General features: G+C 70.3%; 22 protein-coding genes and 2 tRNA genes. 7 read left to right on the top strand and 17 right to left on the bottom strand.

The annotated features are described in order from the left end of the window. Positions 1–45 precede the first annotated feature (45 nt). Both ABZ840_RS05015 and ABZ840_RS05010 read right to left on the bottom strand, forming a co-directional pair. Positions 46–786 (bottom strand): class E sortase, encoded by a 741-nt coding sequence (locus ABZ840_RS05015; protein WP_361553410.1) that lies wholly within the window; start codon positions 784–786, stop codon positions 46–48. 79 nt (positions 787–865) lie between these two features. After that, positions 866–1,636, bottom strand: coding sequence for a DUF881 domain-containing protein (locus ABZ840_RS05010; RefSeq protein WP_361553407.1), 771 nt, complete (start codon positions 1,634–1,636; stop codon positions 866–868). A 141-nt stretch (positions 1,637–1,777) separates the two neighbouring features. On the opposite strand from ABZ840_RS05010, the gene crgA reads away from it, so the two are divergent. Continuing rightward, the gene (gene crgA, locus ABZ840_RS05005) at positions 1,778–2,035 is read left to right on the top strand and encodes a cell division protein CrgA (RefSeq protein ID WP_030615198.1); all 258 of its coding nucleotides are present in this window, start codon (positions 1,778–1,780) and stop codon (positions 2,033–2,035) included. A gap of 657 nt (positions 2,036–2,692) precedes the next feature. On the opposite strand, the gene ABZ840_RS05000 is transcribed toward crgA, so the two are convergent. Together ABZ840_RS05000 and ABZ840_RS04995 are read right to left on the bottom strand one after the other, a co-directional pair. Beyond that, a complete protein-coding gene (locus tag ABZ840_RS05000; RefSeq protein ID WP_361553404.1) occupies positions 2,693–3,622 on the bottom strand; it encodes a rhomboid family intramembrane serine protease in 930 nt (309 codons plus the stop codon). A 186-nt stretch (positions 3,623–3,808) separates the two neighbouring features. Continuing rightward, entirely contained in the window at positions 3,809–4,336 is a 528-nt protein-coding gene (locus ABZ840_RS04995; RefSeq protein WP_361553401.1) for a peptidylprolyl isomerase, read from the bottom strand. A 447-nt stretch (positions 4,337–4,783) separates the two neighbouring features. On the opposite strand from ABZ840_RS04995, the gene ABZ840_RS04990 reads away from it, so the two are divergent. Continuing rightward, complete coding sequence (locus ABZ840_RS04990) at positions 4,784–5,497, top strand: DUF5324 family protein (RefSeq protein ID WP_361553398.1); 714 nt, start codon at positions 4,784–4,786, stop codon at positions 5,495–5,497. Positions 5,498–5,575: 78 nt separating this feature from the next. Here the strand turns inward: ABZ840_RS04990 and ABZ840_RS04985 are convergent. Then, a tRNA-Ala gene (locus ABZ840_RS04985) sits at positions 5,576–5,648 on the bottom strand. A 117-nt stretch (positions 5,649–5,765) separates the two neighbouring features. On the opposite strand from ABZ840_RS04985, the gene ABZ840_RS04980 reads away from it, so the two are divergent. Next, entirely contained in the window at positions 5,766–6,311 is a 546-nt protein-coding gene (locus tag ABZ840_RS04980) for a DNA-binding protein (protein ID WP_361553396.1), read from the top strand. Between the two features lie 33 nt (positions 6,312–6,344). Further along, positions 6,345–7,712 (top strand): serine/threonine-protein kinase, encoded by a 1,368-nt coding sequence (locus tag ABZ840_RS04975; protein WP_361553394.1) that lies wholly within the window; start codon positions 6,345–6,347, stop codon positions 7,710–7,712. 64 nt (positions 7,713–7,776) lie between these two features. On the opposite strand, the gene ABZ840_RS04970 is transcribed toward ABZ840_RS04975, so the two are convergent. The 12 genes from ABZ840_RS04970 to dnaA form a co-directional block, all read right to left on the bottom strand. Next, positions 7,777–9,210: a hypothetical protein gene (locus tag ABZ840_RS04970; protein ID WP_361553391.1), complete on the bottom strand. Its 1,434-nt coding sequence runs from the start codon at positions 9,208–9,210 to the stop codon at positions 7,777–7,779. After that, positions 9,204–11,081 (bottom strand): VWA domain-containing protein, encoded by a 1,878-nt coding sequence (locus ABZ840_RS04965; RefSeq protein WP_361553388.1) that lies wholly within the window; start codon positions 11,079–11,081, stop codon positions 9,204–9,206. The genes ABZ840_RS04970 and ABZ840_RS04965 overlap by 7 nt, the downstream gene beginning before the upstream one ends. 167 nt (positions 11,082–11,248) lie before the next feature. Continuing rightward, the gene (locus tag ABZ840_RS04960; protein ID WP_003958712.1) at positions 11,249–11,383 is read right to left on the bottom strand and encodes a DLW-39 family protein; all 135 of its coding nucleotides are present in this window, start codon (positions 11,381–11,383) and stop codon (positions 11,249–11,251) included. 157 nt (positions 11,384–11,540) lie between these two features. Beyond that, a tRNA-Ile gene (locus tag ABZ840_RS04955) sits at positions 11,541–11,614 on the bottom strand. Between the two features lie 113 nt (positions 11,615–11,727). Continuing rightward, a complete protein-coding gene (locus tag ABZ840_RS04950) occupies positions 11,728–12,402 on the bottom strand; it encodes a DUF3566 domain-containing protein (RefSeq protein ID WP_361553385.1) in 675 nt (224 codons plus the stop codon). 15 nt (positions 12,403–12,417) lie between these two features. Further along, entirely contained in the window at positions 12,418–15,042 is a 2,625-nt protein-coding gene (gene gyrA, locus ABZ840_RS04945) for a DNA gyrase subunit A (RefSeq protein ID WP_361553382.1), read from the bottom strand. A gap of 49 nt (positions 15,043–15,091) precedes the next feature. Continuing rightward, positions 15,092–17,125, bottom strand: coding sequence for a DNA topoisomerase (ATP-hydrolyzing) subunit B (gyrB, locus tag ABZ840_RS04940; RefSeq protein ID WP_361553379.1), 2,034 nt, complete (start codon positions 17,123–17,125; stop codon positions 15,092–15,094). A gap of 388 nt (positions 17,126–17,513) precedes the next feature. Then, on the bottom strand, positions 17,514–18,071 hold the full coding sequence (locus tag ABZ840_RS04935; protein ID WP_361553377.1) for a DciA family protein: 558 nt from the start codon (positions 18,069–18,071) through the stop codon (positions 17,514–17,516). After that, positions 18,072–19,205 carry a DNA replication/repair protein RecF gene (recF, locus tag ABZ840_RS04930; protein WP_361553374.1) on the bottom strand — a complete coding sequence of 378 codons (1,134 nt, stop codon included), beginning with the start codon at positions 19,203–19,205 and terminating at the stop codon, positions 18,072–18,074. Between the two features lie 74 nt (positions 19,206–19,279). Further along, positions 19,280–20,158 (bottom strand): phosphogluconate dehydrogenase (NAD(+)-dependent, decarboxylating), encoded by an 879-nt coding sequence (gene gnd, locus ABZ840_RS04925; RefSeq protein WP_361553371.1) that lies wholly within the window; start codon positions 20,156–20,158, stop codon positions 19,280–19,282. A 187-nt stretch (positions 20,159–20,345) separates the two neighbouring features. Next, positions 20,346–21,476, bottom strand: a complete 1,131-nt coding sequence (dnaN, locus tag ABZ840_RS04920) for a DNA polymerase III subunit beta (RefSeq protein WP_361553368.1) — start codon at positions 21,474–21,476, stop codon at positions 20,346–20,348. A 986-nt stretch (positions 21,477–22,462) separates the two neighbouring features. Next, a complete protein-coding gene (gene dnaA / locus ABZ840_RS04915; RefSeq protein ID WP_361553365.1) occupies positions 22,463–24,469 on the bottom strand; it encodes a chromosomal replication initiator protein DnaA in 2,007 nt (668 codons plus the stop codon). 358 nt (positions 24,470–24,827) lie between these two features. Here dnaA and rpmH point away from each other — a divergent pair, with 358 nt between their 5' ends. Genes rpmH through yidD form a run of 3 tightly spaced genes read left to right on the top strand, consistent with a single transcriptional unit; the run spans position 24,828 to position 25,699 of the window. Further along, positions 24,828–24,965, top strand: a complete 138-nt coding sequence (gene rpmH, locus ABZ840_RS04910) for a 50S ribosomal protein L34 (protein ID WP_003949374.1) — start codon at positions 24,828–24,830, stop codon at positions 24,963–24,965. A 24-nt stretch (positions 24,966–24,989) separates the two neighbouring features. Beyond that, positions 24,990–25,382 carry a ribonuclease P protein component gene (rnpA, locus tag ABZ840_RS04905; protein WP_361553362.1) on the top strand — a complete coding sequence of 131 codons (393 nt, stop codon included), beginning with the start codon at positions 24,990–24,992 and terminating at the stop codon, positions 25,380–25,382. Then, entirely contained in the window at positions 25,379–25,699 is a 321-nt protein-coding gene (gene yidD / locus ABZ840_RS04900) for a membrane protein insertion efficiency factor YidD (RefSeq protein ID WP_361553359.1), read from the top strand. The genes rnpA and yidD overlap by 4 nt, the downstream gene beginning before the upstream one ends. Positions 25,700–25,702 lie beyond the last annotated feature (3 nt).

The following is a 25,702-nucleotide window of genomic DNA, read 5'->3' as shown; positions in this document are numbered from 1 at the left end:
GTCATTTGCCCCACCAGAGTAAGGGGCGAGTCCCGGCGGTGTGGCTCAGCTGCGCAATGCGGACGGACGTCCCCCGGCCACGGGCTCGGTCGCGTCCAGGTGCGCCCAGGCGATCAGCCGGTGACTGTGCCCCCACTCTGGCTCGCAGGTCGTAAGGGTGAGGTAACGGCCGGGGCCTTCGTAGCCGGATTTGCGCGGTACGGGGTCGATGACCCCGATGTCGCCGGGGAGGGTGCGGTAGGGGCGCTTGTCGATGCGGTACGTGAACCACGTCGTGCCGTCGCTGATCACGACCGCGTCGCCGGGCCGCAGCCGCGGGAAGTCCTTGAAGGGGTCGCCGTAGGTGCGGCGGTGGCCGGCGACGGCGAAGTTGCCGGTGGCGCCGGGCCGGGCGGTGCGGGCGTAGTGACCGAGGCCCTTCTTCAGGGTGCCGGTGGCGGTGCCCTCGAGGACGGGCTTGGCCCAGTCGCGGCCGAATCGCGGGATGTACATGACGGCGAAGGGCTCGCCGTCCCGGTACGCGGGCTGCGGCGGCGGTCCGTCGTCCGACGGGCCACCCTCGCTCGGAGACGCGGTGCCGTCCTGGGACGGGCCGCCGGGCGCGGGCGAGGGGTTGGCGACCGGCCCCGTGGACCAGCGTTCCTGCAGCCTGCCGAGCTCGCCGTCCATCGCGCTGTCGGCCCGTACGCCGGTCCAGAAGAGCACGTAGACCACGAAGAGGACGATCAGGCTGCCGACGGTGAGGCACAGCTCACTGAAGGTCCTGACGACCCACCGCACCGACATGCCGCCCTCCCGTCACCCGGCCACGGCCCCTCAAGGAGCTTCGCGCCCCTGCCTCCCCGCTCCGGCGCGCTGACGCGCGCTACGGCTGCACGGGCTGTGCGTAGTGGAGATCCACTGTGCCGGAGTAACCGGGCAGAGTCATCGTTCCGCGCGGCTCGACTTTCCAGCCGAGTCCGTAGGCGTCGACGTACTGCAGGTAGTTCTGGATGGCGGGTGAGGCGTTGAGCGCGTCGGACAGCGCCTGGCGGTCGCCCACGGCGGTGACGGTGTAGGGCGGGGAGTAGACGCGGCCCTGGAGGATCAGGGTGTTGCCGACGCAGCGGACCGCGCTGGTGGAGATCAGCCGCTGGTCCATCACCTTGATGCCCTTGGCGCCGCCCTTCCACAGGGCGTTGACGACGGCCTGCAGGTCCTGCTGGTGGATGACCAGGTCATTGGGCTGCGGCTCGGGCACGCCGGGGATCTTGGCGGTGGCGTTGGGCGGGGCGTCGGTGAGGGTGACGGAGAGGCCCTGGCCGGACACCTTCTTCGTGCCCGCGTACTTCTCCAGCGCCTGCACCCGGGCCTTGTCGGCGTCGGTGCTGCCGCTGTCCTCGTCGGCGAGCCGGTCGACGTCGGAGCGGAGGGAGGCGTTGCGCTCGTCCTGGATCTTGTTCTTCTGGCTGTGGTCCTGGATGAGGTCCGACAGCCGCAGCATCGAATCGTCCGAGCGCAGGTTGGTGCCGCGTGCGGTGTCGAAGCTGATCCAGAAGAGCAGTCCGGCGAGCGCGAAGACCGCCAGCGTCAACAGCCGTACGGGGCGCAGCCGCGGACGCGGACGGCGGCCGGGGGAGTCAGCGGAATTGCTCAACGTACCCTTACTCCTTACGACGCCGCGGAAGCACTACGCTAACGGACGCCCGGGGGGAGCACCCGATCCCCGACGCCCCCCGACCGGCGCCAGCCTTGTACATCCGCGCGGTTACGCAGCGCATCGACAGGAGAGTTCCTCGTGCCGAAGTCACGGATCCGCAAGAAGGACGACTTCACGCCGCCGCCGGCGAAGCAGACCAGTTCGATCAAGCTGAACTCAGGGCGGGGCTGGGTGGCGCCGCTGATGCTGGCGATGTTCATGATCGGCCTGGCCTGGATCGTGTGCTTCTACGTGACCGAGGGCGATCTGCCGATCAAGTCGATGGGAAACTGGAACATCGTCGCCGGCTTCGGCTTCATCGCGGTGGGCTTCGGCGTCTCCACGCAGTGGAAGTAGCCCGGCCCAGCTCCGCACGGCGGAAGTAGCCCCGGCCTTCCGCTCTGCCTGGTCACCGGGCAGGTGCGACTTGATCACCGGGCCGGCGCGACGCGTACCGGCCCGGCTGAGCCGCCGTTCCCTGGAGCGGTGCGCCCCCGCATGCCGTAGACCGGCGTGACTGCGCGCCTTGGAACGGGCCCGGAAAGCACGCTGAACGCAAGCTGTGCCCAAGACCATCCACACGGTTATCCACAGCCGGGGAAAACTTCAGAAGATCTGTGGATAACCCCCGTGGGGTTGACGCCGGTCACACCGGAGGCGGGTGGCGCGAAGGGCCCGGGACCACCGGGTTGTACTGGGAAAACGTCCCTGCAGCGGCCCCCCTTGCCGGGATTCTGCACGGTGCGCACAGGGGCCGACACGAGCTGTGGACAAGTGAACGGCCGGTCACTCCCCACGGGGGGCCTGTGGGTATACCGGTGTTCCTGTGGGGGATGCGGGTCGGCCGTTTCCTGTGGGAAAACAAGCCGACGTTCACGGCCCGAGCCGACGTTTCCGGTGAGGGCGGGCCTCCCCTGGCGCGGCCTCCCCAGGTGGGGCCGAGCCGCCTGCCCCTGCGGAACCGAGCCGATCGCCCCCGCGGCGCCCGAGCCACCCGCCCCACAGGGCGGCCCCTCACCCCGTCAGTTGTGCCGTGCGTACCCAGACCACCGCGACGATCACCAGGAGTGCCAGTACGCAGGCGCCGGCCTGTACGAGGTTCCGGCGGCCGCGGGGGGCGTGCACCATCGCGTACGTCACCGCGGCGCCCACCACCAGGCCGCCCACGTGGGCCTGCCAGGCGATGTTCGGCCACAGGAACGTGAAGGCGAGGTTGAGGCCGAGCAGGATCAGTACCGGCTTCATGTCGTAGTTCAGCCGGCGCAGCAGCACCGCCGTGGCGCCCAGCAGCCCGAAGATCGCGCCGGACGCGCCCAGCGACGGCTGGTTCTGCGCGGCGAGCAGGTACGACAGGGCGCTGCCGCCCAGTCCGGCGAGGAAGTACAGCGCGAGGAACCTGACCCGGCCGAGCGCCGCCTCCAGCGGCGGCCCCAGCCACCACAGCGAGAGCATGTTGAACGCGAAGTGCATGACCTGCTCGTGCAGGAACATCGCGGTGATCAGGCGGTACCACTCGCCGTGCGCGACGCCGACGACGTGCAGCTCGCCGGGGTCGAAGGCCCAGCCGACCAGGTCCAGCGCGTTGACGAACGGATCCTTCAGCACCAGGGCCGCGACGAGGACCGCGGTGTTGACGCCGATGAGGATCTTGGTGAGCAGCCGCGGGTCGGCGGTCAGGGCGCCGCCGGCGACCGTACGCGGCCGGTTCGCCCCCGGCGCGTGCCCCGTGCCGCTGCCGCCGCGTACGCACTCCGGGCAGTGGAAGCCGACGGAGGCGCTGACCATGCATTCCGGACAGATCGGCCGGTCACAGCGGGTGCAGGTGATGCCGGTGGCCCGGTCGGGGTGGCGGTAGCAGCCGCGCGCGTCGTTCCGGTCCTCCGGCGAACCGTTTCCGCCCTGGGCGTCCCGCGGTTCCTGCGGATTACCTGGCGCCTGCTCCATCGCTACCCCTCGTCGTCAGTGGCCCGCGGCACCGACACGCTGCGCGCCCCGCCTGGTCTACGACCGGGCGGGGCGTCATGGTTCCACGCCGCCCGCGGACGGGCGCGGGCAGGGGTGACCGGCCGGTGCCGGCGCGTCCTCGCCGAGGCGGACGGGTGCCGACGGCCTGCCCGACGACGCCGCCGTTCAGCGGGTCTCGACGACGACCTGCTCGATGACGACGTCGTTCACCGGGCGGTCGGTGCGGGGGTTCGTCTGGGTGGTCGCGATGGCGTCCACGACCTTCTTGCTCTCCTCGTTGGAGACCTCACCGAAGATGGTGTGCTTGCCGGTCAGCCACGCGGTCGGCGACACGGTGATGAAGAACTGCGAGCCGTTGGTGCCCGGGCCGGCGTTGGCCATGGCCAGCAGGTACGGCTTGTCGAACACCAGGTCGGGGTGGAACTCGTCGGCGAACTCGTAGCCCGGGCCACCGGTGCCGTTGCCCAGCGGGTCGCCGCCCTGCAGCATGAAGCCGCTGATCACGCGGTGGAAGACAGTGCCGTCGTACAGCTTGTCCGTGGACTTCTGACCGGTCGCCGGGTTCGTCCACTCACGCTCGCCCTTGGCGAGCTCGACGAAGTTCTTGACCGTCTTCGGGGCGTGGTTCGGCAGGAGCCGAAGTTCAATGTCGCCCTGGTTGGTCTTCAGGGTGGCGTAGAGCTGCTCAGCCACGATCTACCTTCCATAAGTCTTCACTGACGGTTCCCGATCCTCGCACGAACGGCCGCGCCCGTCCCCCGCACGCCACCTCACGACCGGTGTTCGCACTGATTTCCCCCCACCCCGACGTTTCCCGCGCCCGTCAGCGGGGACCCGTACATTCCGGTCGGGAAGCGGTCATCGACCGGTACCGGCCGGACGACAGGAAACGCAGACAGGGGGCGAGAAACCGCCGAATCGCGATACCGCGGCCGGAAGCCGCCTAAGCGGCGCACGCCGCGCCGAACCGTGGCATTGTCATCACAAGGCGCCCGAAGTCCGCATTGACCCGGATGCCCGCCAGCACGTGCCGTACGTCCGCTGCGCAGGCATGATCTGCAAGCGGGCGGAGAGGCGAGAGACAGCAGACGTGGGCAAGCGCCCCCGAGCCCGGACACGCCACCCGATGAGGAGGATCCCGTGACCCGCAAGGACAGCGTGCGCGCCGCGACCGGCACGGCCAAGGAGAGCGTGCGGCACGCCGCGGAGGTGGTGGCTCCGTATGCCGGCACGGCCAAGGAGACCGCCGTGCACCTCACCCATGAGGCGCGTACGAAACTGGCCCCGAAGGTGACCGAGGCCGCGCATCAGGCCCGTCACCAGTACGACGCGCGGCTGCAGCCCCGCCTGGAGCACGCCCGCGGCGCGCTGCCCCCGAAGGTGGACGCCGCCGCGACCAAGGCCGCGGCCCGTACCCGCAAGGCCGCCCGGCAGGCCACCGACTACACCGCGCCGCGCGTGGAGAAGGCCGTACGCAACGCCCGTGCGGCGGCCGAGCCCGCCCGCGAGGAGGCCGTGCTGCGCGGGTCCGCCGCGCTGGCGGCGCTGCGCGGAAATGTCACCGCCGCCGAGATCGAGAAGCTCGCCAAGAAGCACCGCCGCCGGGCGCGTACCGGCAAGGCCCTCAAGCGGGTCACCCTGCTCGGCATCCTCGCCGGCGGCGCCTACGCAGCGTGGAAGTGGTGGGACAAGCAGGCCAATCCCGACTGGCTGGTCGAGCCGCCCGCCGCGACCGAGGTCGGCGAGCGCACCCCGCTGAGCGCCGTGGACGGCAGCCCCGGCGCGGTCCTGGACCCCGAGGTCCAGGCGAAGCAGGCGGAATCCGAGGCGGACGAGCGCCACGGACAGCCGTAAGGCGGGCGGGATCGCGGTCCCGCCACCGCAGCAGAAAGCCCTCCGAACGCGTTTTCGCAGTTCGGAGGGCTTCTTCTGTGGAGCCTAGGGGAGTCGAACCCCTGACATCTGCCATGCAAAGACAGCGCTCTACCAACTGAGCTAAGGCCCCGTCGCGCACCAGAATACCCGGTACCCGCCCGCTTTCCCGACCGGGTATCGCTCCGGACGGTCGCTCTCCGTAGGATGCTTCGCGAGATTCGCGGCAGCGAAGCGAAGGGGAGACGCCATGGACGCAGCACAGCAGGAAGCCACCGCGCGCGCTCGGGAGCTGCAGCGCAGTTGGTACGGAGAGCCTCTGGGGGCGCTCTTCCGGCGTCTCATCGACGATCTCGGCCTCAATCAGGCCCGTCTCGCCGCCGTGCTCGGGCTTTCCGCTCCCATGCTGTCGCAGCTGATGAGCGGCCAGCGCGCGAAGATCGGCAACCCCGCGGTGGTCCAGCGTGTGCAGGCGCTCCAGGAGCTGTCGAGCCAGGTCGCCGACGGCAGTGTCAGCGCGGCCGAGGCCACCGAGCGGATGGACGAGATCAAGAAGACGGCGGGCGGATCCGTCCTGAACAACACCACGCAGACCTCCACCACGGGCGCCACCACCGTGCGTCGTGTCGTGCGGGAGATCCAGTCGCTGCTGCGGTCGGTCGCGGCGGCCGGCGACATCATCGACGCGGCGGACTCTCTCGCCGCCACCCACCCCGAACTGGCAGAGTTCCTGCGGGTCTACGGGGCGGGGCGGACCGCGGACGCGGTGGCCCACTACGAAGCGCACCAGAACTAGTCACGCATGCTGTGAGGGAGCGGACGCGGCGCCATGGGTGAGGTCTTCGCCGGCAGGTACGAGCTGATCGACCCGATCGGGCGGGGCGGGGTGGGCGCCGTGTGGCGCGCCTGGGACCAGCGGCGCCGCCGGTACGTCGCGGCCAAGGTGCTGCAGCAGAGCGACGCGCACACGCTGCTGCGCTTCGTGCGGGAGCAGGCGCTGCGCATCGATCACCCGCATGTGCTCGCGCCGGCCAGCTGGGCCGCCGACGACGACAAGGTCCTCTTCACGATGGACCTGGTCAACGGCGGTTCGCTGGCGCACCTGGTGGGTGACTACGGTCCGCTGCCGCCGCGCTATGCGTGCCTGCTGCTGGACCAGGTGCTCTCGGGGCTGGCCGCGGTGCACGAAGAGGGCGTGGTCCACCGGGACATCAAGCCGGCCAACATCCTTCTGGAGGCCACCGGTACGGGGCGGCCGCACGTGCGCGTCTCCGACTTCGGCATTTCGATGCGCAAGGGGGAGCCGCGGCTCACCGACACCAACTACGTGGTCGGTACGCCCGGTTACTTCGCTCCGGAGCAACTGCTCGGCTCCGAGCCGGACTTCCCCGCCGATCTCTTCGCGGTCGGCCTGCTCGGCCTGTTCCTGCTGACCGGCAACAAGCCGGACTCCCAGGCGCTGGTGGAGCTCTTCGTGCAGCACGGGGTGCCCGGGGCGCCCGAGGACGTCCCCGAGCCGCTGTGGCAGGTCCTGGCCGGTCTGCTGCACCCGGATCCCGACGCGCGTTTCCGGACGGCGAACGGGGCCCGCAAAGCGCTCCTGTCGGCCGTCGAGCTGCTGCCCGAGGAGACGGTCGAGGACGAGATCGTGGAGGTCTTCGACCACATCGGGCCGCTGCCCTCCGGGTACGGGCCCGAGGGGCCGGCGGGCGGGGGTGCACGAGGCGGCGACCTGAGCGTGCCTTCGGTGTCGGCGTCCGGCAGCTTCCCCTTGGCGCCACCGCTCCCGCAGGGGCCGCCCACGCCGTCCACTCCGGCGCCGCTCCCGGCGCACGGCCCCGACCCGTCCCTGTCCGGCTCCGGTCCCGGCTTCCCGGTGGCGGGCCCCGAAGCGTCCCCTTCGGGGCCCGGGGTCCCGCTCGCACCGGGGCCCGCCCATCCGCCGCCCGGTACGCCGTCCGCGCCGCCCCTGCGGCACTACGAGCCGACCGCGCCGGTACGGGGGGATATGCCGCTCACCCGGCCGTACACCGTGGGGCAGCCGCGAGTGCCCGGCCAGGCTCCGGCACCCGCCGAGCCCGGCCGGCACGGCGCGAAGCCCGTACGGACCGGGCCGCCCGCGAAGGTCGCCGTGCCGGTACTGGTCGTCGCGCTGCTGTGCATCGCGGTGGGCATCTGGGCGCTGACCGCCGGCTGACGCGCGCGTACCGGCCGGAGAGGCCCGTGCGAGGCCGCTGACGGGCCTGTGCGGCGTCCTGAGCTCACCGGCTCCGCGGGGGCTGCCCGAATCCCTGTCCGGCGTCCTGAGGCCCGCTCCGGCCGTTGTACGGCTGCTGCCCGGGCACCGGGGCTCCCGGGCCGCCCGGCGCGCCCGCGGCCGGTCCCGTGACCGCCGTGGCGCCCGCCGCGGCCTTGCGCCGGGCCGCGACCGTCCACACCCCGAGGCCGACGAGCAGCACCGCGCCGACACCGAGGCCGGTGAACCCGACCGTCTGAAGGTGCCCGTGGCGCTCCGCCTCGGACGCCGTACGGCCCGTATCGGCCAGCTCCCGGTCCTCGGACGAGACGGAGAAGTCCGCTGCGGGACGCGCGTACCGGGGCCCGGCCTGCGCCGCTCCCTCGAGGTCCACCCGCAGGGTGACGTCCGCGCCCTTCTTGAAGAACTTCGCCGCGTCCGGGTTGAGGGAGACCTCCAGGTAGTACCAGCCCGCGACGCTCATCGCCCGGACGGACTCGTCGTCGCCGAAGCGGTTGCCGTAGTGCACCGGCGCGGTGAACAGCCGCGCCTCCTTCTGCCGGCCCTCGTACGCGGCGAAGGCCTCGTCGCTCACCACGCCGCGCGCCGGGTTGTACGCGGTCAGGCCGAACGCGTCCGGGGTGAACGTCGAGGCGCCCACCCCCGGTTGCTGCGGGGCGCTGGGCAGCTCGGCGCTGACGTTCAGCCGCTGTCCCCAGTCCACCGGCACCCGGTAGAAGCGGGTCTCGCCGGGCCGGATGCGGTCGCTCCACCGGCCCTTCCCCACCGAGGCGGCGTCGTTGAAGCCGGTGCCTCCCGTGACGCGCTTCTCCGCGCCCCCCGAGGGTGCGGCGGGCGTGGCGCTGCTCCAGCTGCCTTCCCCGGGCTCCTGCGGGGCCGGGCCGCTCAGCTGTGGCTCCGTCATGTAGCGCAGCTCCAGGGGCCAGCGGTCGGGGCCCGAGGTGGCGTCTCCGGAGCGCTTCACCACCACGTAGTACCGGCCGGCCTGCTTGCACTCCGAGAAGTCGCTGCCGACGCGGCGGGTGGCGTAGGCGGCGAGGGGGTAGGCCGTCTTCCCGCCCCGGTACCGCACGTCGCCGTCCGTGCCGCAGGTCGTGCCGCTGTTGTCCTGGAGGGACACCGTCAGCCCGTCGGTGTAGTCCTCGACCTTGCTCCCGGGCGCGGGCGAGGCCACCGCCGAGACGTACGCGGTGGTCTTCGTGTCCAGGTCGAGGGCGTAGCGCCGCTCCTCGCCGCGCCCGATGGAGTCGGTGTACGTGCCGGGGCGGACGGTCGGGGCGTCCGCCGTGCTCGCCCGGCCCTCGACGGGCGTGGCGTCCTGCGCGGGCGCGTACGTGGGCAGTTTCGTGTCCGCCGTGGCCACCCCGGGGAGCAGCGCCAGGACACCGAGCGCCACCGGGCCGGCCAGCCCCCTCCTGATCGTGCGCCGCCTCACCACGTGCCTGCCCCTCCCGAGCCCGTTCCGGTCGTGCGCTGCCTGCCCCGGCCCCTGAGGTACGCCACCGCGAGGCCGGCGAGGAGCAGGACTCCCGCACCGATGCCGACGGCGGCGATCACCGGACGCGCCGCCCATCCTCCACCGCCGGCCGTGCCGCTGTCCGCGGCGGAGGCGGAATCCTTCGCCGCGGCCGCGTGCGCCCGGGGCCCGCTCTTCGCGTCGCCGAGCACGGCCACCCGCAGGACCACACCGATCCGCGGATTATCCGCGATCTCCGCAGCCTTGGCACCGAGGGTGACGGCCAGGTAGAAGTCGCCGGCGCGGTGCACGGGGACGACGTTGGGGTCGGTCTCGTAGCGGTTGGTCCAGCTGACCGGGACGGTTCCCATGCGCAGCGCGGTCTGCCGCCCGTTGTAGGGCGTCTGCGGGGTGAACTCCCCGGTGCCGCTGCCGACGGGCTGCCGGGCCGGGGTGTAGACCTGCGTGGCGCCGTACGAGGTCTGCGCGCTGTGGCCCTCCACGGTGGGCTCGTTGGCGAACTCCACGTCGTAGCGCAGCTGCTGGCCCCAGCCGACCGGGACCTTGTACCAGAGCGTCTGCGAGGGCAGGACCTTGTCGCGCCAGGCGCCTTCGCCGATCTTCCTGGCGTCGTTGAAGCCGGTGCCGCCGGTGACGTCCTTCGGGGTGCCGGAGGGCACGACCGCGTCCTTGCCGCCGGCGCCGTACTCGGGCTCCGACCGGGCCGGCGTGACGCCCTTCTCGAGGGGGCGTTCGCTGCGGTAGGTCAGCTCCAGGGGCCAGCGGGCGGCGTCGGAGCCGTCCGCGGCCTCGCGTTCGACGACGAACCAGTAGCGGCCGGCCTTGTCGCAGCTGCCGTGGCCGTCCTCCGACGGCACCCGGCTGACGCCCGAAGTCAGCGGTGTGGCGCCCTCGTTCTGGCCGAAGAGTTCGGTGCGGGTCTCACAGGCGCTGTCGGTGCCGTACGCGAGCTGGGTGCGCAGCACGGTGGTGGTGTCGACGGCGGCGCCCGGGTGCGGGACGGCGGTGGCGGCGAAGTCGGCGGTGGCGCTGTCGTCGAGGTGCACCTCGTAGAAGCGCCGTTCACCGGGGCCGATGGTGTCCCGGTACTGGCCCGGCGCGATGGCGGGCGCACCGGAGCGTGCGGGTGTGCCGCGCACCTGCTTCCCCCGGAAGCGGTAGCCGTCGGCGGAGAGCTTGCTCGCGCGCTGCATCTGGCGGGCCAGGGCATCGGCGTCCGGGGCGTCGTAGTAGCGGCCGTTGCCCGCCTCCGCGACGCACTCCAGCTGCTCCCGGGCCTTGCCGCGTACCTGGAAGCCGATGGTGTCGATCCGCAGGTCGACGCCCGACCTGCCGAGTTCCCGGGCGACCTCGCAGGGCGGCGGGGACTGGCAGGTGTCCTCGCCGTCGGAGATGAGCACGATGGTGCGGCGGCCGTCGCTGCCTCGTGGGAGGTCTGCGGCGGCTTTCTTGAGCGAGAGGCCGATCGGGGTGTCGCCCTTGGGCTCGACGTCCGCCACGGCCTTCTTCAGGCCGGCCCGGTCCAGCGGCCGTACCGGCTGGACGAGGCGGGTGTCGTCACAGCCGCGGTGCTTGTCCGCGCCGTAGACGCGCAGTCCGGTGGGGAATCCGTCGGGGAGGGCGTCCGCGACGGTGCCGACCGCTTTGCGGGCCGCGGCGATCCGGGTGTGCCCGGAGCCGTCCGGCTCCGCCATCGAGCCGGAGGAGTCCAGCACCAGCACCATGCCGGCGCTGGTGAAGGACGGTTCGGCGGACGCCTGCGGCACAACCGGGATGGTGAGGAGCAACCCCCCGGTCAGCGTGGCCGCCGTCCTCCGGCGTCGTCGTGCCATGTCGCCCTTCCCCCTCCGCTCACCCATCGCGTTTGCCATCGCAACCTAATAGTGTGCTTTAGCAAACTCAACCCATCGGGTGTCACAGTCCCGCAACGGCGCCGGACAGACGAAACCCCGGCCTCCGCCTGGCGGGGACCGGGGTCACGTACGTACGGAACTGGGGCTCACACGCCCGAACCTGCGGGCACGGAGTCGGTCGCCTCCGTCCACAGATCCTGCTCGGCGCGATCCGCCTGGATCTGGCGGTACACGAGGAGCCCGCCGATGGCGGCCAGTGCGACCAGGAGAAGCTTCTTCACCGCGCGACCTCGTCTTTCGTTGACGTAGGGGACCTTCGGGGGCCGATGATACACACCGGTCGATATCAATCGGTGACCTAGTCCGACCCCAACTCCGGAGAAGCACAAAGAGATCGGCCCGGGCGGAGAATTCTCCGTCCGGGCCGATCCTTGCCGGTGGGGCTAACAGGACTTGAACCTGTGGCCTCTTCCTTATCAGGGAAGCGCTCTAACCGTCTGAGCTATAGCCCCTGGCTTGTTGCCGCCTCGCTGGCTGCACCGAAAGATTAGCGCACTTCAGAGCCATGACCCAAATCGATGACCGGGCCGGCCGCGAAAGCCCCTCCGCGGCGGCCCGCACCAGGTCATTCGTCCTCGGCCAGGGTCAGCTCCACGCCGCCCACGAAGCCCGCCGAGAGGTTGTAGATGAAGGCGCCGAGCGTGGCCAGCGCCGTCGCCAGCACCACGTCGATCGCCGCGATGACGCCGGTGAACATCAGCACCCGCGGCAGCGACAGGAACGTCTCCAGATCGAAGCCCGAGCCGCCGTCGGAGCTGGTGGCCTCGCTGATCGTGCCGCCGACCGTGGAGAAGACGCCCATCGCGTCCATCACCATCCACAGCACCGACACCGCGACCAGCGTGCACAGCCCCAGCGCGATGGAGAGCAGGAAGCTCACCTTCATCACCGACCACGGGTCGGCACGGGACACGCGCAGCCTGGCCTTGCGCGTACGCGGGGTCGTACGGACGCCCGGGCGGGGCACCCGCAGCCCCGGCTTGCCGCCCCCCGCGGGGTACGCGGACGGCGGGACGTACGGCTGGCTCTCGCTGCTCTGCGGACGGGGCTCGGGCTGCGGCTGTGCCTCCGGCTGCGGCTGCCTGGTGTCGGTCACGGTTCCCCCCTCGGCGGAGGCCTCCTTGTGGGGGCCGCCGCCAGTATCGGAGCCACGGGCCTCGCCCGTCACGGTCGCGGGCCCGGAAGAGGACTTCGTGCCCTCGTCCGATCCGCCCGCCTGTGCACCCGTGGCTCCACTCACGACCTACTCCTCGTGCTACTCCGCCGCGGGCTCCTCGCCCTCGGCCGCCGGGGCCTGGTCCTGCGCCGCGTCGTCGGCCGGCTCGCCGTCCGCCGGCGCCTCGACCTCTTCGGCCTCGCGACCGGCCTCGGCGTTCCAGGCGATACCGACGACGGCATCGCGCTTGCCCAGGTTGATCAGTTGGACGCCCATGGTGTCACGGCCCGTCTCCCTGACCTCGTCGACCCGCGTGCGGATCACCCCACCGCCGAGGGTGATGGCGAGGATCTCGTCGCTCGCCTCGACCACCAGGGCGCCGACCAGCTCTCCTCGATCCTCCACGATCTTTGCGGCCTTGATACCGAGGCCGCCGCGACCCTGGACGCGGTACTCGTCGACGTTGGTGCGCTTGGCGTACCCGCCGTCGGTGGCGGTGAAGACGTAGGTGTTCGCCCGCACCACGTTCATCGACAGGAGCTCGTCGCCCTCGCGGAAGCTCATCCCCTTGACGCCGGAGGTGGCCCGGCCCATCGGGCGCAGCGACTCGTCCGTCGCGGTGAACCGGATCGACTGTGCCTTCTTGGAGATCAGCAGCAGGTCGTCGTCGCTGGAGACCATCTGGGCGCCGATCAGCTCGTCGTCCGAACCGTCCTCCTGCTCGCGCAGGTTGATGGCGATGACACCGCCGGAGCGCGGCGAGTCGTAGTCCTTCAGCGGGGTCTTCTTCACCAGGCCGGCCTTGGTCGCGAGGACCAGGTACGGCGCCGCCTCGTAGTCCCGGATCGCCATGACCTGGGCGATCTGCTCGTCCGGCTGGAAGGCGAGGAGGTTCGCGACGTGCTGGCCGCGCGCGTCCCGGCCCGCGTCGGGCAGCTCGTAGGCCTTGGCGCGGTAGACCCGGCCCTTGTTCGTGAAGAACAGCAGCCAGTGGTGGGTGGTGGACACGAAGAAGTGGTCGACGATGTCGTCTTCCTTGAGCTTCGTGCCGCGGACGCCCTTGCCGCCGCGCTTCTGCGAACGGTAGTCGTCGGTCTTGGTGCGCTTGACGTAGCCGCCACGGGTGATCGTGACGACGATGTCCTCCTCGGCGATCAGGTCCTCGATGGACATGTCGCCCTCGAAGGGCACCAGCTTGGAGCGCCGGTCGTCGCCGTACTTGTCGACGATCGCGGTCAGCTCCTCGCTGACGATCTGCCGCTGGCGCTCCGGGGAGGCCAGGATCGCGTTGTACTCGCGGATCTTGGCCAGCAGCTCGTCGTGCTCGGCGGTGATCTTCTGCCGCTCCAGGGCCGCCAGGCGCCGCAGCTGCATCTCCAGGATCGCGTTCGCCTGGATCTCGTCGATGTCCAGCAGGCCCATCAGGCCCTCGCGCGCCACGTCGACCGTGTCGCTGCGCCGGATCAGCGCGATGACCTCGTCGATGGCGTCCAGGGCCTTGAGCAGGCCGCGCAGGATGTGCGCCCGCTCCTCGGCCTTGCGCAGCCGGAACTTCGTCCGGCGGACGATGACCTCGATCTGGTGCGTCACCCAGTGGCGGATGAACGCGTCCAGCGAGAGCGTGCGCGGCACGCCGTCGACCAGCGCGAGCATGTTGGCGCCGAAGTTCGTCTGCAGGTCGGTGTGCTTGTACAGGTTGTTCAGCACGACCTTGGCGACGGCGTCCCGCTTCAGCACGATGACCAGGCGCTGGCCGGTGCGCGAGGAGGTCTCGTCGCGGACGTCGGCGATGCCGCCGATCCTGCCGTCCTTCACCAGGTCGGCGATCTTCTGCGCGAGGTTGTCGGGGTTGACCTGGTACGGAAGCTCCGTGACCACCAGGCACTGGCGGTTCTGGATCTCCTCGACCTCGACCACCGCGCGCATCGTGATGGAGCCACGCCCGGTGCGGTACGCCTCCTCGATGCCCTTGCGGCCCACGACCAGCGCGCCGGTCGGGAAGTCCGGGCCCTTGATCCGCTCGATCAGGGCGTCCAGGAGCTCCTCGTGGGAGGCCTCCGGGTGCTCCAGGTGCCACTGGGCGCCGGCCGCGACCTCGCGCAGGTTGTGCGGCGGGATGTTGGTCGCCATGCCGACCGCGATGCCGGCCGAGCCGTTGATCAGCAGGTTCGGGAAGCGCGACGGCAGGACCGTCGGCTCCTGGCTGCGGCCGTCGTAGTTGTCCTGGAAGTCGACGGTCTCCTCGTCGATGTCCCGGACCATCTCCATGGACAGCGGGGCCATCTTGCACTCGGTGTACCGCATGGCCGCGGCCGGGTCGTTGCCCGGGGAACCGAAGTTGCCGTTGGAGTCCACCAGCGGCATCCGCATCGACCACGGCTGCGCCAGGCGGACCAGCGCGTCGTAGATCGAGGAGTCGCCGTGCGGGTGGTAGTTACCCATGACGTCACCGACGACACGGGCGCACTTGTAGAAGCCCTTCTCGGGGCGGTAGCCACCGTCGTACATCGCGTACAGCACGCGGCGGTGCACCGGCTTGAGGCCGTCCCGGACGTCGGGCAGGGCACGCGAGACGATGACGGACATCGCGTAGTCGAGGTAGGAGCGCTGCATCTCCGTCTCGAGCCCGACGGGCTCGACGCGCATGCCCACGCCTTCGATGGCGGCGGGCGCGCCCTCGGCGGTCACGCCGTCCGGGGTCACAGGGGGGTTCTCGTCGGCCATTGCTGTTCAAAGTCCTTTCGAGCTGCGGCTGCGTTACGGGCCGACGGGCTCAGATGTCGAGGAAGCGGACGTCCTTGGCGTTGCGCTGGATGAACGAGCGTCGTGCCTCGACGTCCTCGCCCATGAGCACGGAGAACAGGTCGTCGGCGCGGGCCGCGTCGTCCAGCGAGACCTGGCCGAGCACGCGGTGCTCGGTGTCCATGGTGGTCACGCGCAGCTCTTCGGCGTTCATCTCGCCCAGACCCTTGAAGCGCTGGACCGAGTCGTCCTTGATGCGCTTGCCGGCCTGCTTGCCCATCTCGATGAGGGCGTCGCGCTCGCGGTCGGAGTAGGCGTACTCGAAGTCGTCCCGGCCCCACTTGATCTTGTACAGCGGGGGGCGGGAGAGGTAGACGTGCCCGGCCTCGACCAGCGGCCGCATGAAGCGGAACAGGAAGGTGAGCAGCAGGGTGTTGATGTGCTGACCGTCGACGTCGGCGTCCGCCATCAGGATGATCTTGTGATAGCGGAGCTTCTCGATGTCGAAGTCCTCGTGCACGCCCGTGCCGAAGGCCGAGATCAGCGCCTGGACTTCCTGGTTCTGCAGGATCTTGTCGACCCTGGCCTTCTCGACGTTCAGGATCTTGCCGCGGATCGGGAGGATCGCCTGGTACTCGGGGTTACGGCCGGACTTGGCCGAGCCGCCCGCGGAGTCACCCTCGACGATGAAGATCTCGCACTTGGTCGGGTCGTTGGACTGGCAGTCGCTCAGCTTGCCCGGCAGCGACGCGGTCTCCAGCAGGCCCTTGCGGCGGGTGAGGTCGCGCGCCTTGCGGGCGGCGACGCGGGCCGTCGCGGCCTGGATGCCCTTGCGGATGATGTCCGCGGCCTCGTTCGGATTCCGGTCCAGCCAGTCCGTGAGGTGCTCGTGCACGACCTTCTGCACGAAGGTCTTGGCCTCGGTGTTGCCCAGCTTGGTCTTGGTCTGACCCTCGAACTGGGGCTCGCCGAGCTTGACGGAGATGATCGCCGTCAGGCCCTCGCGGATGTCCTCACCGGTGAGGTTGTCGTCCTTCTCGCGCAGCAGCTTGCGGTCGCGCGCGTACCGGTTGATCAGGCCGGTCAGCGCGGCGCGGAAGCCCTCTTCGTGCGTACCGCCCTCGTGGGTGTGGATGGTGTTCGCGAAGCTGTAGACACCCTCGGTGTACTGGGTGTTCCACTGCATCGCGATCTCCACCGAGAGCATCCGCTCCTTGTCCTCGGCCTCGACGTCGATGACCGTGGGGTGGACCGTCTCGCCCTTGCGGGAGTTCAGGTACTTCACGAAGTCGACGATGCCGCCCTCGTAGTGGTACCTGACGGAGAGCGCCTTGCCCTCCTCGTCGACGTGCGCCTCGCGCTCGTCGGTGAGCTGGATGGTGAGGCCCTTGTTGAGGAAGGCCATCTCCTGGAAGCGCCGGGACAGCGTCTCGAAGCTGTACTCGGTCGTCTCGAAGATCTCGCCGTCGGCCCAGAACGTCACCGACGTCCCGGTCTCGTCGGTGGCCTCGTTACGGGCCAGCGGGGCGGTCGGCACACCCTGCTTGTAGTCCTGCGTCCAGCGGTAGCCGTCGGTCTTGACCTCGACGGAGACCCGCTGCGACAGGGCGTTCACCACGGAGACGCCCACGCCGTGCAGACCACCGGAGACCGCGTAGCCGCCGCCGCCGAACTTGCCGCCCGCGTGCAGGACGGTGAGCACGACCTCGACGGCCGGCTTCCCCTCCGAGGGGATGATGCCCACCGGGATACCGCGGCCGTTGTCCACCACGCGCACCCCGCCGTCGGGCAGGATCGTCACGTCGATGGTGTCCGCGTGGCCCGCCAGCGCCTCGTCGACGGAGTTGTCGACGACCTCGTACACGAGGTGGTGCAGACCGCGCTCGCCGGTGGAGCCGATGTACATACCCGGTCGCTTGCGAACCGCGTCCAGGCCCTCAAGGACAGTGATCGCACTGGCGTCGTACGACTTCTCTTCCGAGGAGCCGCCACTGGCGCCGGCAGAAGAAACCCCCTCTTCGGTAGAAGCCGTGATGTTCTCGTTGAGGTCGCCGGAGTCGGCCACGAAGCGCCCTTTCTGGCACAGGCACGAGCCTTCTCCTGCCGCCGGCGGGGAGGCCCCGTGCCGGTCAGGAGCGGCTGCGTCGTTCGACATGTTCCGCGAGTGGGCGGGATTGCCACCAGTCTACCGGTAGCGCCGACACTCATGGGGGTTTGCGGGCGCCTGAGTCCTCACGTGCCGCCCTGAACTGACATCCGCCGACTCCCCATATCTGAGGAGGGCCCCCAGGACGCTCACACCGGCACTCAGCGCTTCGGGCTGTCAACCTCCGACTACGGTGAGCGGAGTCTCTTGCGTCACACTGGAACATCCCGGACATCTCGCCCGTACAGGCACCCTCTCGGGCCCCGGTTTCACGTGAAACGGTGGACTTCGGCCCCGCATGTACGGATCAGCCGTACGTGTCGCCCGGCCCCTTGCTCCCCGGAGCCCGCAGCGAGCCGTACCGCCGCGGCGGGCCGCCCGGCCCCAGCACCTTGATGATCTTTACCGAGCCATGGCCCAGGTCTTCGTTCAGACGTGCCACGAGCGTCGGAGCGAGCAGCCGCAGCTGCGTCGCCCATGCGGTCGAGTCGCACTGCACCGTCAGCACCCGCGCGTCCTCGTCGTACTTCTGCGGTTCGCAGTGCTGCGCCACCTCGGCACCCACGAGCTGAGGCCAGCGCCCCATCACCCCGCCGACCGCGGCCGGCGTCTCCCAGCCCCGCTCGGTGATCAGACGGTTGATCGCCGCGCCCAGCGGCAGCGGGTCGCGCCCGTCCGCGCGTGCTCCCGATCGCAGCCCGCCCCCGCGTCTGGCCTGCTTCTTCTGCTGCGCGGCCGCGCCCCGTGCCCGCGCCTGTTCCTTGGCGGCCACCAGCGCCTGCCGCGCCAGATCGATGCCGGAGAGCTCCGGCGGCTTGGGCTGCTCGGGCCCCGGAGGGTCCTGTGGACCGGACTGCTCACTCACTTACGACACCTTCTCCGCCGCGCCCTCGGAGACCGCGAACCGCGCCCCCGCCAGCACGCCCGGCACATCGTCGTCCACCGCCGCCGTCACCAGCACCTGCTCGCCCGGCGCCACCAGCTCCGCCAGCCGCTCCCGCCGGCGGGAGTCCAGCTCGGCGAAGACGTCGTCCAGGACGAGAACCGGCTCGTTGCCCTCGCCGCTCAGCAGCTCGTACGAGGCCAGCCGCAGCGCCAGCGCGTACGACCAGGACTCGCCGTGGCTCGCGTACCCCTTGGCCGGCAGCCGCCCCAGCTTCAGCAGCAGGTCGTCGCGGTGCGGACCGACCAGGGTCACGCCCCGCTCGATCTCGTTCTTGCGGGCCTCGCCCAGCGCCTCCATGAGCAGCCCGTACAGCTCCTCACGGTTCGACGCCTCGGCGAGTCGCTCGCCCACCGAACCGCGGTACTCCAGGGCGACCGGACCGCCGCCCGGCGCCAGCTGCTCGTACGCCTTGTCCGCCAGCGGCTGCAGCGTCGCGATCAGGTCCAGCCGCTGCGCGAGCAGCTCCGCGCCGGCCCGCGCCAGATGCTGGTCCCACACGTCCAGCGTGGAGAGGTCCATCTTCCGGCCGCCGTGCCGGCGCGCCAGGGCCGCGCTCTTGAGCAGGGTGTTGCGCTGCTTCAGCACGCGGTCGTAGTCCGAGCGCACGCCCGCCATCCGCGGCGAGCGCGCCGTGATCAGCTCGTCCAGGAAGCGCCGCCGCTCGCCCGGGTCGCCCTTGACGAGGGCCAGGTCCTCCGGCGCAAACAGGACCGTCCGTACGATGCCGAGCACGTCACGCGGCCTGACCTGCGAGGATCTATTGATCCTGGCCCGGTTCGCCTTGCCCGGGTTCAGCTCCAGCTCGACCAGTTGCTGCCGGTCGCCCTGCACGATCTGCGCCCGGACGATCGCCCGCTCCGCGCCCATGCGGACCAGCGGGGCGTCGGAGGAGACGCGGTGGCTGCCGAGGGTGGCGAGATAGCCGACCGCCTCGACGAGGTTGGTCTTGCCCTGGCCGTTGGGCCCGACGAAGGCCGTGACGCCCGGTTCGAGGGGGACCTCGACCCGGGAGTAGGAGCGGAAGTCGGCGAGCGACAGATGCGCGACATGCATATAGGGCGCCGACCTCCCCCGGCGTGGTACTGCTGCGCGGGCTTCCGGGACGTCTGCCCGGAAGCCCGGCCTGCTTACTTCGTGTTCTCGACCGCGTGGCCGCCGAACTGGTTCCGCAGCGCGGCGATCATCTTCATCTGCGGCGAGTCGTCCTGACGCGAGGCGAACCGCGCGAACAGCGACGCGGTGATCGCCGGCAGCGGCACCGCGTTGTCGATCGCGGCCTCCACCGTCCAGCGGCCCTCACCGGAGTCGGCCGCGAAACCGCGCAGCTTCTCCAGGTGCTCGTCGTCGTCCAGCGCGTTGACCGCCAGGTCCAGCAGCCAGGAGCGGATGACCGTGCCCTCCTGCCAGGAGCGGAAGACCTCGCGCACGTCCGTGACGGAGTCGACCTTCTCCAGCAGCTCCCAGCCCTCGGCGTAGGCCTGCATCATCGCGTACTCGATGCCGTTGTGGACCATCTTCGCGAAGTGGCCCGCGCCGACCTTGCCGGCGTGCACGGAACCGAAGTCGCCCTCCGGCTTGAGCGCGTCGAAGATCGGCTGGACCTTCGCCACGTCCTCGGCGGCACCGCCGTACATCAGCGCGTAACCGTTCTCCAGGCCCCACACACCACCGGAGACGCCGCAGTCGACGAAGCCGATGCCCTTGGCGCGCAGCTCCTCGGCGTGCTTCTCGTCGTCCGTCCAGCGGCTGTTGCCGCCGTCCACGACGATGTCGCCCTCGGACAGCAGCTCACCCAGCTCATCGATCGTCGCCTGGGTGGCGGCGCCGGCCGGCACCATGACCCACACGACCCGCGGACCCTGCAGGCCGTCCACCAGCTCCTTGAGGCTGGAGACATCCGCGAGGTCGGGATTGCGGTCGTAACCGATGACCGTGTGGCCGGCGCGGCGGATGCGCTCGCGCATGTTGCCGCCCATCTTGCCGAGACCGACGAGACCGAGCTCCATCAGAGACCCTCTTTGCACATAGTCGTTGCCCTTGTACCTGACCTACGTCGAGCCTACGCCCGAAGGCCCGTGCACAGCTGTGGGCTCAGCCGCTCATAAGCCGCAGGTCAGCCCCGTCATTCGGGCGGCCGTACGGAGCGGATCCGTACGGCCGCGGCGCGTGGCGGAGGGGCACCGGAAGCCGGACTCAGCCCGACAGGCGCACCGGCATGATCAGGTACTTGTATGCGTCGTCCGCCTCGGCGTCGGCGGCGGGCTTGCCGCTCAGCAGCGCCGGCTTGGTCGAGGTCGTGAAGGACAGCTGGGCCACCGGGGAGTCGATCGCCGACAGGCCCTCCAGCAGGAAGCCGGGGTTGAAGGCGATCGAGATGTCGTCGCCGTCCAGCTGCGCGTCCACCCGCTCCACAGCCTGTGCATCGTCGCTGGAGCCGGCCTCCAGGATCAGCACACCCTGCTCGAAGCTGAGCCGCACCGGGGTGTTCCGCTCGGCCACCAGCGCCACACGCTTGACGGCCTCGACGAACGGAGCGGTCTCGATCACCGCGACGGAGTTGAACTCGGTCGGGAAGAGCGTGCGGTACTTCGGCAGGTCGCCTTCCAGGAGGCGGGTCGTCGTACGGCGGCCCGCGCCCTCGAAACCGATCAGACCCTCGCCGGCACCGGAGCCCGAGAGCGCCAGGGTGACCGTGTCACCGCTGCTCAGCGACTTGGCGGTGTCCAGCAGCGTCTTGGCGGGGACCAGCGCGACGGCGGAGGCGTCGGGGCTCTCCGGCTTCCACAGGAACTCGCGGACCGCGAAGCGGTAGCGGTCGGTGGAGGCGAGGGTGACGGTGTCGCCCTCGATCTCGATGCGGACACCGGTGAGCACCGGGAGGGTGTCGTCACGGCCGGCCGCGATGGCGACCTGGGCGGCAGCGGAGGCGAAGACCTCACCGGGGACGGTGCCGGTGGCGGTGGGCATCTGCGGCAGCGCCGGGTACTCCTCCACAGGCAGTGTGTGGAGGGTGAAGCGGGAGGAGCCGCAGACCACGGTCACTCGTACACCGTCTGTGGAGATCTCCACCGGACGGTTCGGCAGCGAGCGGCAGATGTCGGCGAGCAGCCGGCCGGAGACGAGGACCGTGCCCTCCTCCTCGGTCTCCGCGTCCACCGAGACCCGCGCCGAGACCTCGTAGTCGAAGCCGGAGAGGCTCAGGGAGCCGTCCTCCGCCTTCAGGAGCAGGCCCGCGAGGACGGGCACCGGCGGACGGGCCGGGAGGCTCTTGGCCGCCCAGGCCACTGCCTCCGCGAGTACATCGCGCTCCACCCGGATCTTCACCGGAAACCGCCTCCTGCTGTTGCTGGCTCTCGCCCTGCTGGCCTTCGTCGTCGGCTGGGTTGCCGGAGACCAGTCTGACGCACGCCACCGACAGCCGGTGCGGCTCGGGGTCAAGTCGGGAGGAGAGCTCGGAGAGGGTCGGTCCCCAAGTTGTGCACAGCACCCGATTCGAAACGAGTTCCCCGCTAGATAACCGTGGTCGTAGTAGTAGGGGCTGTGGAAACCGTGGACAACTGCTTTTGCGCAGGTCAGAGCCCAAATTTTGTCCACCGGTGACTGTGGGCGCAGCCGTGGACAACCGGCCGATGCTGTGGACCGCCGCCGGTTGTGCACACCCGATGCACAGGGCAGGCCGGTTTCTCCCCAGTGCCATCCCCAGCTTTACCCAGGTTCCCCACAGCCCAACCCGGCACTTTGGTGTGACCGCTTTCACTCGCGCCAGTGAGAGGGGGTGTTGCCTTGCCGAACAGTGGACAGCGATGTGGACGGGGTGTGCACAACACCGCTTCTCCTGTGGGCGGCCGGTGGACAGTCGCGCGCACAGCCTGTGGAAGATTTCTTCGTCCACACCCTGTGGACAACAGTTGTCCGCAAATCCACACCCCGCTGACCTGGGGTGATCCACTCACGGGCGGAGCGCTTGTGGACGCCATCGGGATAACTTCCCAGTCCCCAGGGTGTGGAAGGAAGATTCTCGCCCAATCTGTGGAGAGAAGCCGTGTCCTCGTCAGAAATCGAACAGCGGCGGGGAGTTCGGAGGCGGCCGGCGCGCGGCTTCCACAGCGTGGGGACGCCTCCCGAGGGCTCCGGACCGCGCTGTGCGGCCTCCTGACGGCCCTTCGGTGAACGGATCCGAGCGGTTCTCCGCGCAGTGAGGGGACCTCCGAGTGCTGAGGGGTTCTCCATCAGGGCTCTCAATGACGAAGGGCGCCCCGGGAGTTCGTCCCGGAGCGCCCTGGGCGCGCCTGCGGCCTTCGCCGCGCGCGTCAGCCGTTCTTGATGCGGTTCGTCAGCTCGGTCACCTGGTTGTAGATGGAGCGCCGCTCCGCCATCAGCGCGCGGATCTTCCGGTCCGCGTGCATGACGGTGGTGTGGTCGCGGCCGCCGAAGTGTCCGCCGATCTTCGGCAGCGACAGGTCGGTCAGCTCACGGCACAGGTACATCGCGATCTGCCGCGCGGTCACCAGCACCCGGCTGCGCGAGGAGCCGCACAGGTCGTCCACCGAGAGCCCGAAGTAGTCGGCGGTGGCCGCCATGATCGCCGTGGCGGTGATCTCCGGCGCCGCGTCCTCGCCGCCGGGGATCAGGTCCTTCAGCACGATCTCGGTGAGGCCGAGGTCCACGGGCTGCCGGTTCAGCGAGGCGAAGGCCGTGACCCGGATCAGCGCGCCCTCCAGCTCACGGATGTTCCGCGAGATCCGGGAGGCGATGAACTCCAGTACCTCCGGCGGCGCGTTCAGCTGCTCCTGCACCGCCTTCTTGCGGAGGATCGCGATACGCGTCTCCAGCTCGGGCGGCTGGACGTCCGTGATCAGGCCCCACTCGAAGCGGTTGCGCAGCCGGTCCTCCAGGGTCACCAGCTGCTTGGGCGGCCGGTCACTGGAGAGCACGATCTGCTTGTTCGCGTTGTGCAGCGTATTGAAGGTGTGGAAGAACTCCTCCTGCGTCGACTCCTTGCTCGCCAGGAACTGGATGTCGTCGACCAGCAGGATGTCCATGTCGCGGTAGCGCTTGCGGAACGCGTCCGCCTTGCCGTCGCGGATGGAGTTGATGAACTCGTTGGTGAACTCCTCGGAGCTCACGTATCTGACCCTCGTGCCCGGGTACAGGCTCCGCGCGTAGTGGCCGATCGCGTGCAGCAGGTGCGTCTTGCCGAGCCCGGACTCGCCGTAGATGAACAGCGGGTTGTACGCCTTGGCCGGGGCCTCGGCGACGGCGACCGCGGCGGCGTGCGCGAAGCGGTTCGAAGCGCCGATCACGAAGGTGTCGAAGAGGTACTTCGGGTTCAGCCGCGCGGTGGGCTCACCGGGGCCGGTCGCCGGCGCGGGCTGCGCCGCGAGCGGGCCGGGGGCGCCGCTGGGCGCCGGAAGGTTGCTGCCGTGGCCGCCCGGTGCCGCGTGCCGGCCGTGGCCGCCGGGCTGGTGGCCGTCGGAGTCGCGGTGCTGCGGGGACTCGTACGGAGAGCGCGGCGCTTCGGAGTGCGGACGGTCGCTGCCCTGCCGGCGGTAGTCGTCACCACTCTGCGAGCGGTAGTCGTCACCCTGTGACCGGTAGTCGTCGTTCTGCGACCGATAGTCGCCGTGGGCCGGGCGGCCGTGCTGCTGAAGATGCGAGGGCGGCGAGGCATACGGGTCGCGCTCGGGGAAGCCGCCGAGCCGCTGCTGCTGCCAGCCGTAGTCGTCGTGTCGCCCGGAGTCGTCACCCATGCCGGAGCGGCGGTCGTCCGAGTGCTGCGGCCAGGCGCCGGGCGCCGGGCGCGGCTGCGGGTGCTGCTGCTGGTACTCGGGGTAGGCGGGGCGCACGCTGGGCAGCTCGTCGTTCTGATGGCCGCCGTGTCCACCCTGGGGTACGCCCTGCGGACCGTTTTCGTGGCCGCCCTGGTGCCCGTTCTGCCGACCGTAACCCTGGCGGCTGTCGTAACTGTCGTACGCGTCGTGCGAGAGCTGCGGCTGCTGCGAGGGGAGGTGCTGCTGCGGAGGCGCGGGGGGCTGGGGCGCCTCGGAAGTGTCGTCGACGGTGATCGCGATACGGATCGGGCGGCCGCACTCGTGGCTCAGCGCCTCGCCGATCAGGGGGGCGAGCCGGCCTTCCAGCACGCCCTTCGCGAACTCATTGGGAACAGCGAGCAGCGCGGTGTCGGCGACCAGGGCGAGCGGCTGGGTCCGCTTGAGCCAGTCCTGGTCCTTGGGCTTGAGGCTGTCGCTCTCCGCCCGGAGCAGGTGGTCGAGTACCCGCGGCCACACTGCGGCAAGATCTGCAGGGACGTCAGCCACAGAGCACGCTCTCTCAGCAGGTCCCACGAATGTGTGATTCTCAGGACGGGCGGGAAGGAATCGGAGTTCAGCCACGGTAGTCAGCTGACCCGCGCGTGTTCAAGTTGTTGTCCACAGCCTGTGTACAGCGTGTCCTGTCATGGAGCCGGTTTGACCGGATGATGCGGCCGCGCGTACCGTAACCAGGTCGAGTTGTCGATGGCTGCTGCCGCCTGCCTCCGATGGGCAAAGATCGCGCCCAGCGATCGTGTAGCGGTGCACTCGGGCGTATGCGAGCTACTCGTGGGCGCACGGTGACAGCCAGTCGACGCCCCACACCTGTCTCGCAAGAGGCAACAATCTTTCCTGGAGCCCCCGAGTGAGCAAGCGCACCTTCCAGCCGAACAACCGTCGCCGCGCCAAGACCCACGGCTTCCGCCTGCGCATGCGTACGCGTGCCGGCCGCGCGATCCTCGCGTCCCGCCGTGGCAAGGGTCGCGCCCGTCTGTCGGCCTGACAGCCCGGCCTCTAGGTCCATGTCGTGCTGCCTACCGAGCATCGGCTGAGGCGGCGCGAGGACTTCGCGGCCGCGGTACGCCGAGGACGCAGGGCCGGGCGCCCGCTCCTCGTCGTCCATCTACGCAGCGGTGCAACGGACCCGCACGCAGCGGGGGAAATGGTTCCCCCGGCGCGTGCGGGTTTCGTCGTGAGCAAGGCCATTGGCAATGCCGTGGTCCGCAACAAGGTCCAGCGCCGGCTCCGCCACCTCGTGCGCGACCGGCTGGACCGGCTGCCCGCCGGTAGCCTGGTTGTCGTACGAGCGCTGCCCGGCGCGGGCGATGCGGAGTACGAAGCGCTCGCGAACGATCTCGACGCCGCGCTGCAGCGCCTGCTGAGGACCCCCGGGCGGGACCCAGGAGGGGGCGCTTCGTGAAGTACCCGCTGCTGCTGTTGATCAAGTTGTACCAGTGGACCATCAGCCCCTTGCTGGGCCCGGTCTGCAAGTACTACCCGTCGTGCTCCCACTATGGCTACACGGCCATCGACAGGCACGGCGCGGTAAAAGGGACAGCGCTGACCGCCTGGCGCATCCTGCGTTGCAATCCGTGGTCGCTCGGTGGTGTCGACCATGTACCGCCCCGGAAGCATCCGGTCTGGCACCAGCGGCTGAGGAGCCGCCTGGGAGGCGGGCCCGCCGCCAATGAGCCCGCCGCACAGCCCGAGACTCAGCCCAACGCCCAAGGAGCTTGATTC

The organism is Streptomyces sp. NPDC047117 (genome assembly GCF_040643545.1).
In the GTDB taxonomy this organism is placed as follows: Bacteria; Actinomycetota; Actinomycetes; order Streptomycetales; family Streptomycetaceae; genus Streptomyces.
Note: the sequence above shows the minus strand (reverse complement) of the source record. Positions and strands in the feature narration are given on the sequence as shown.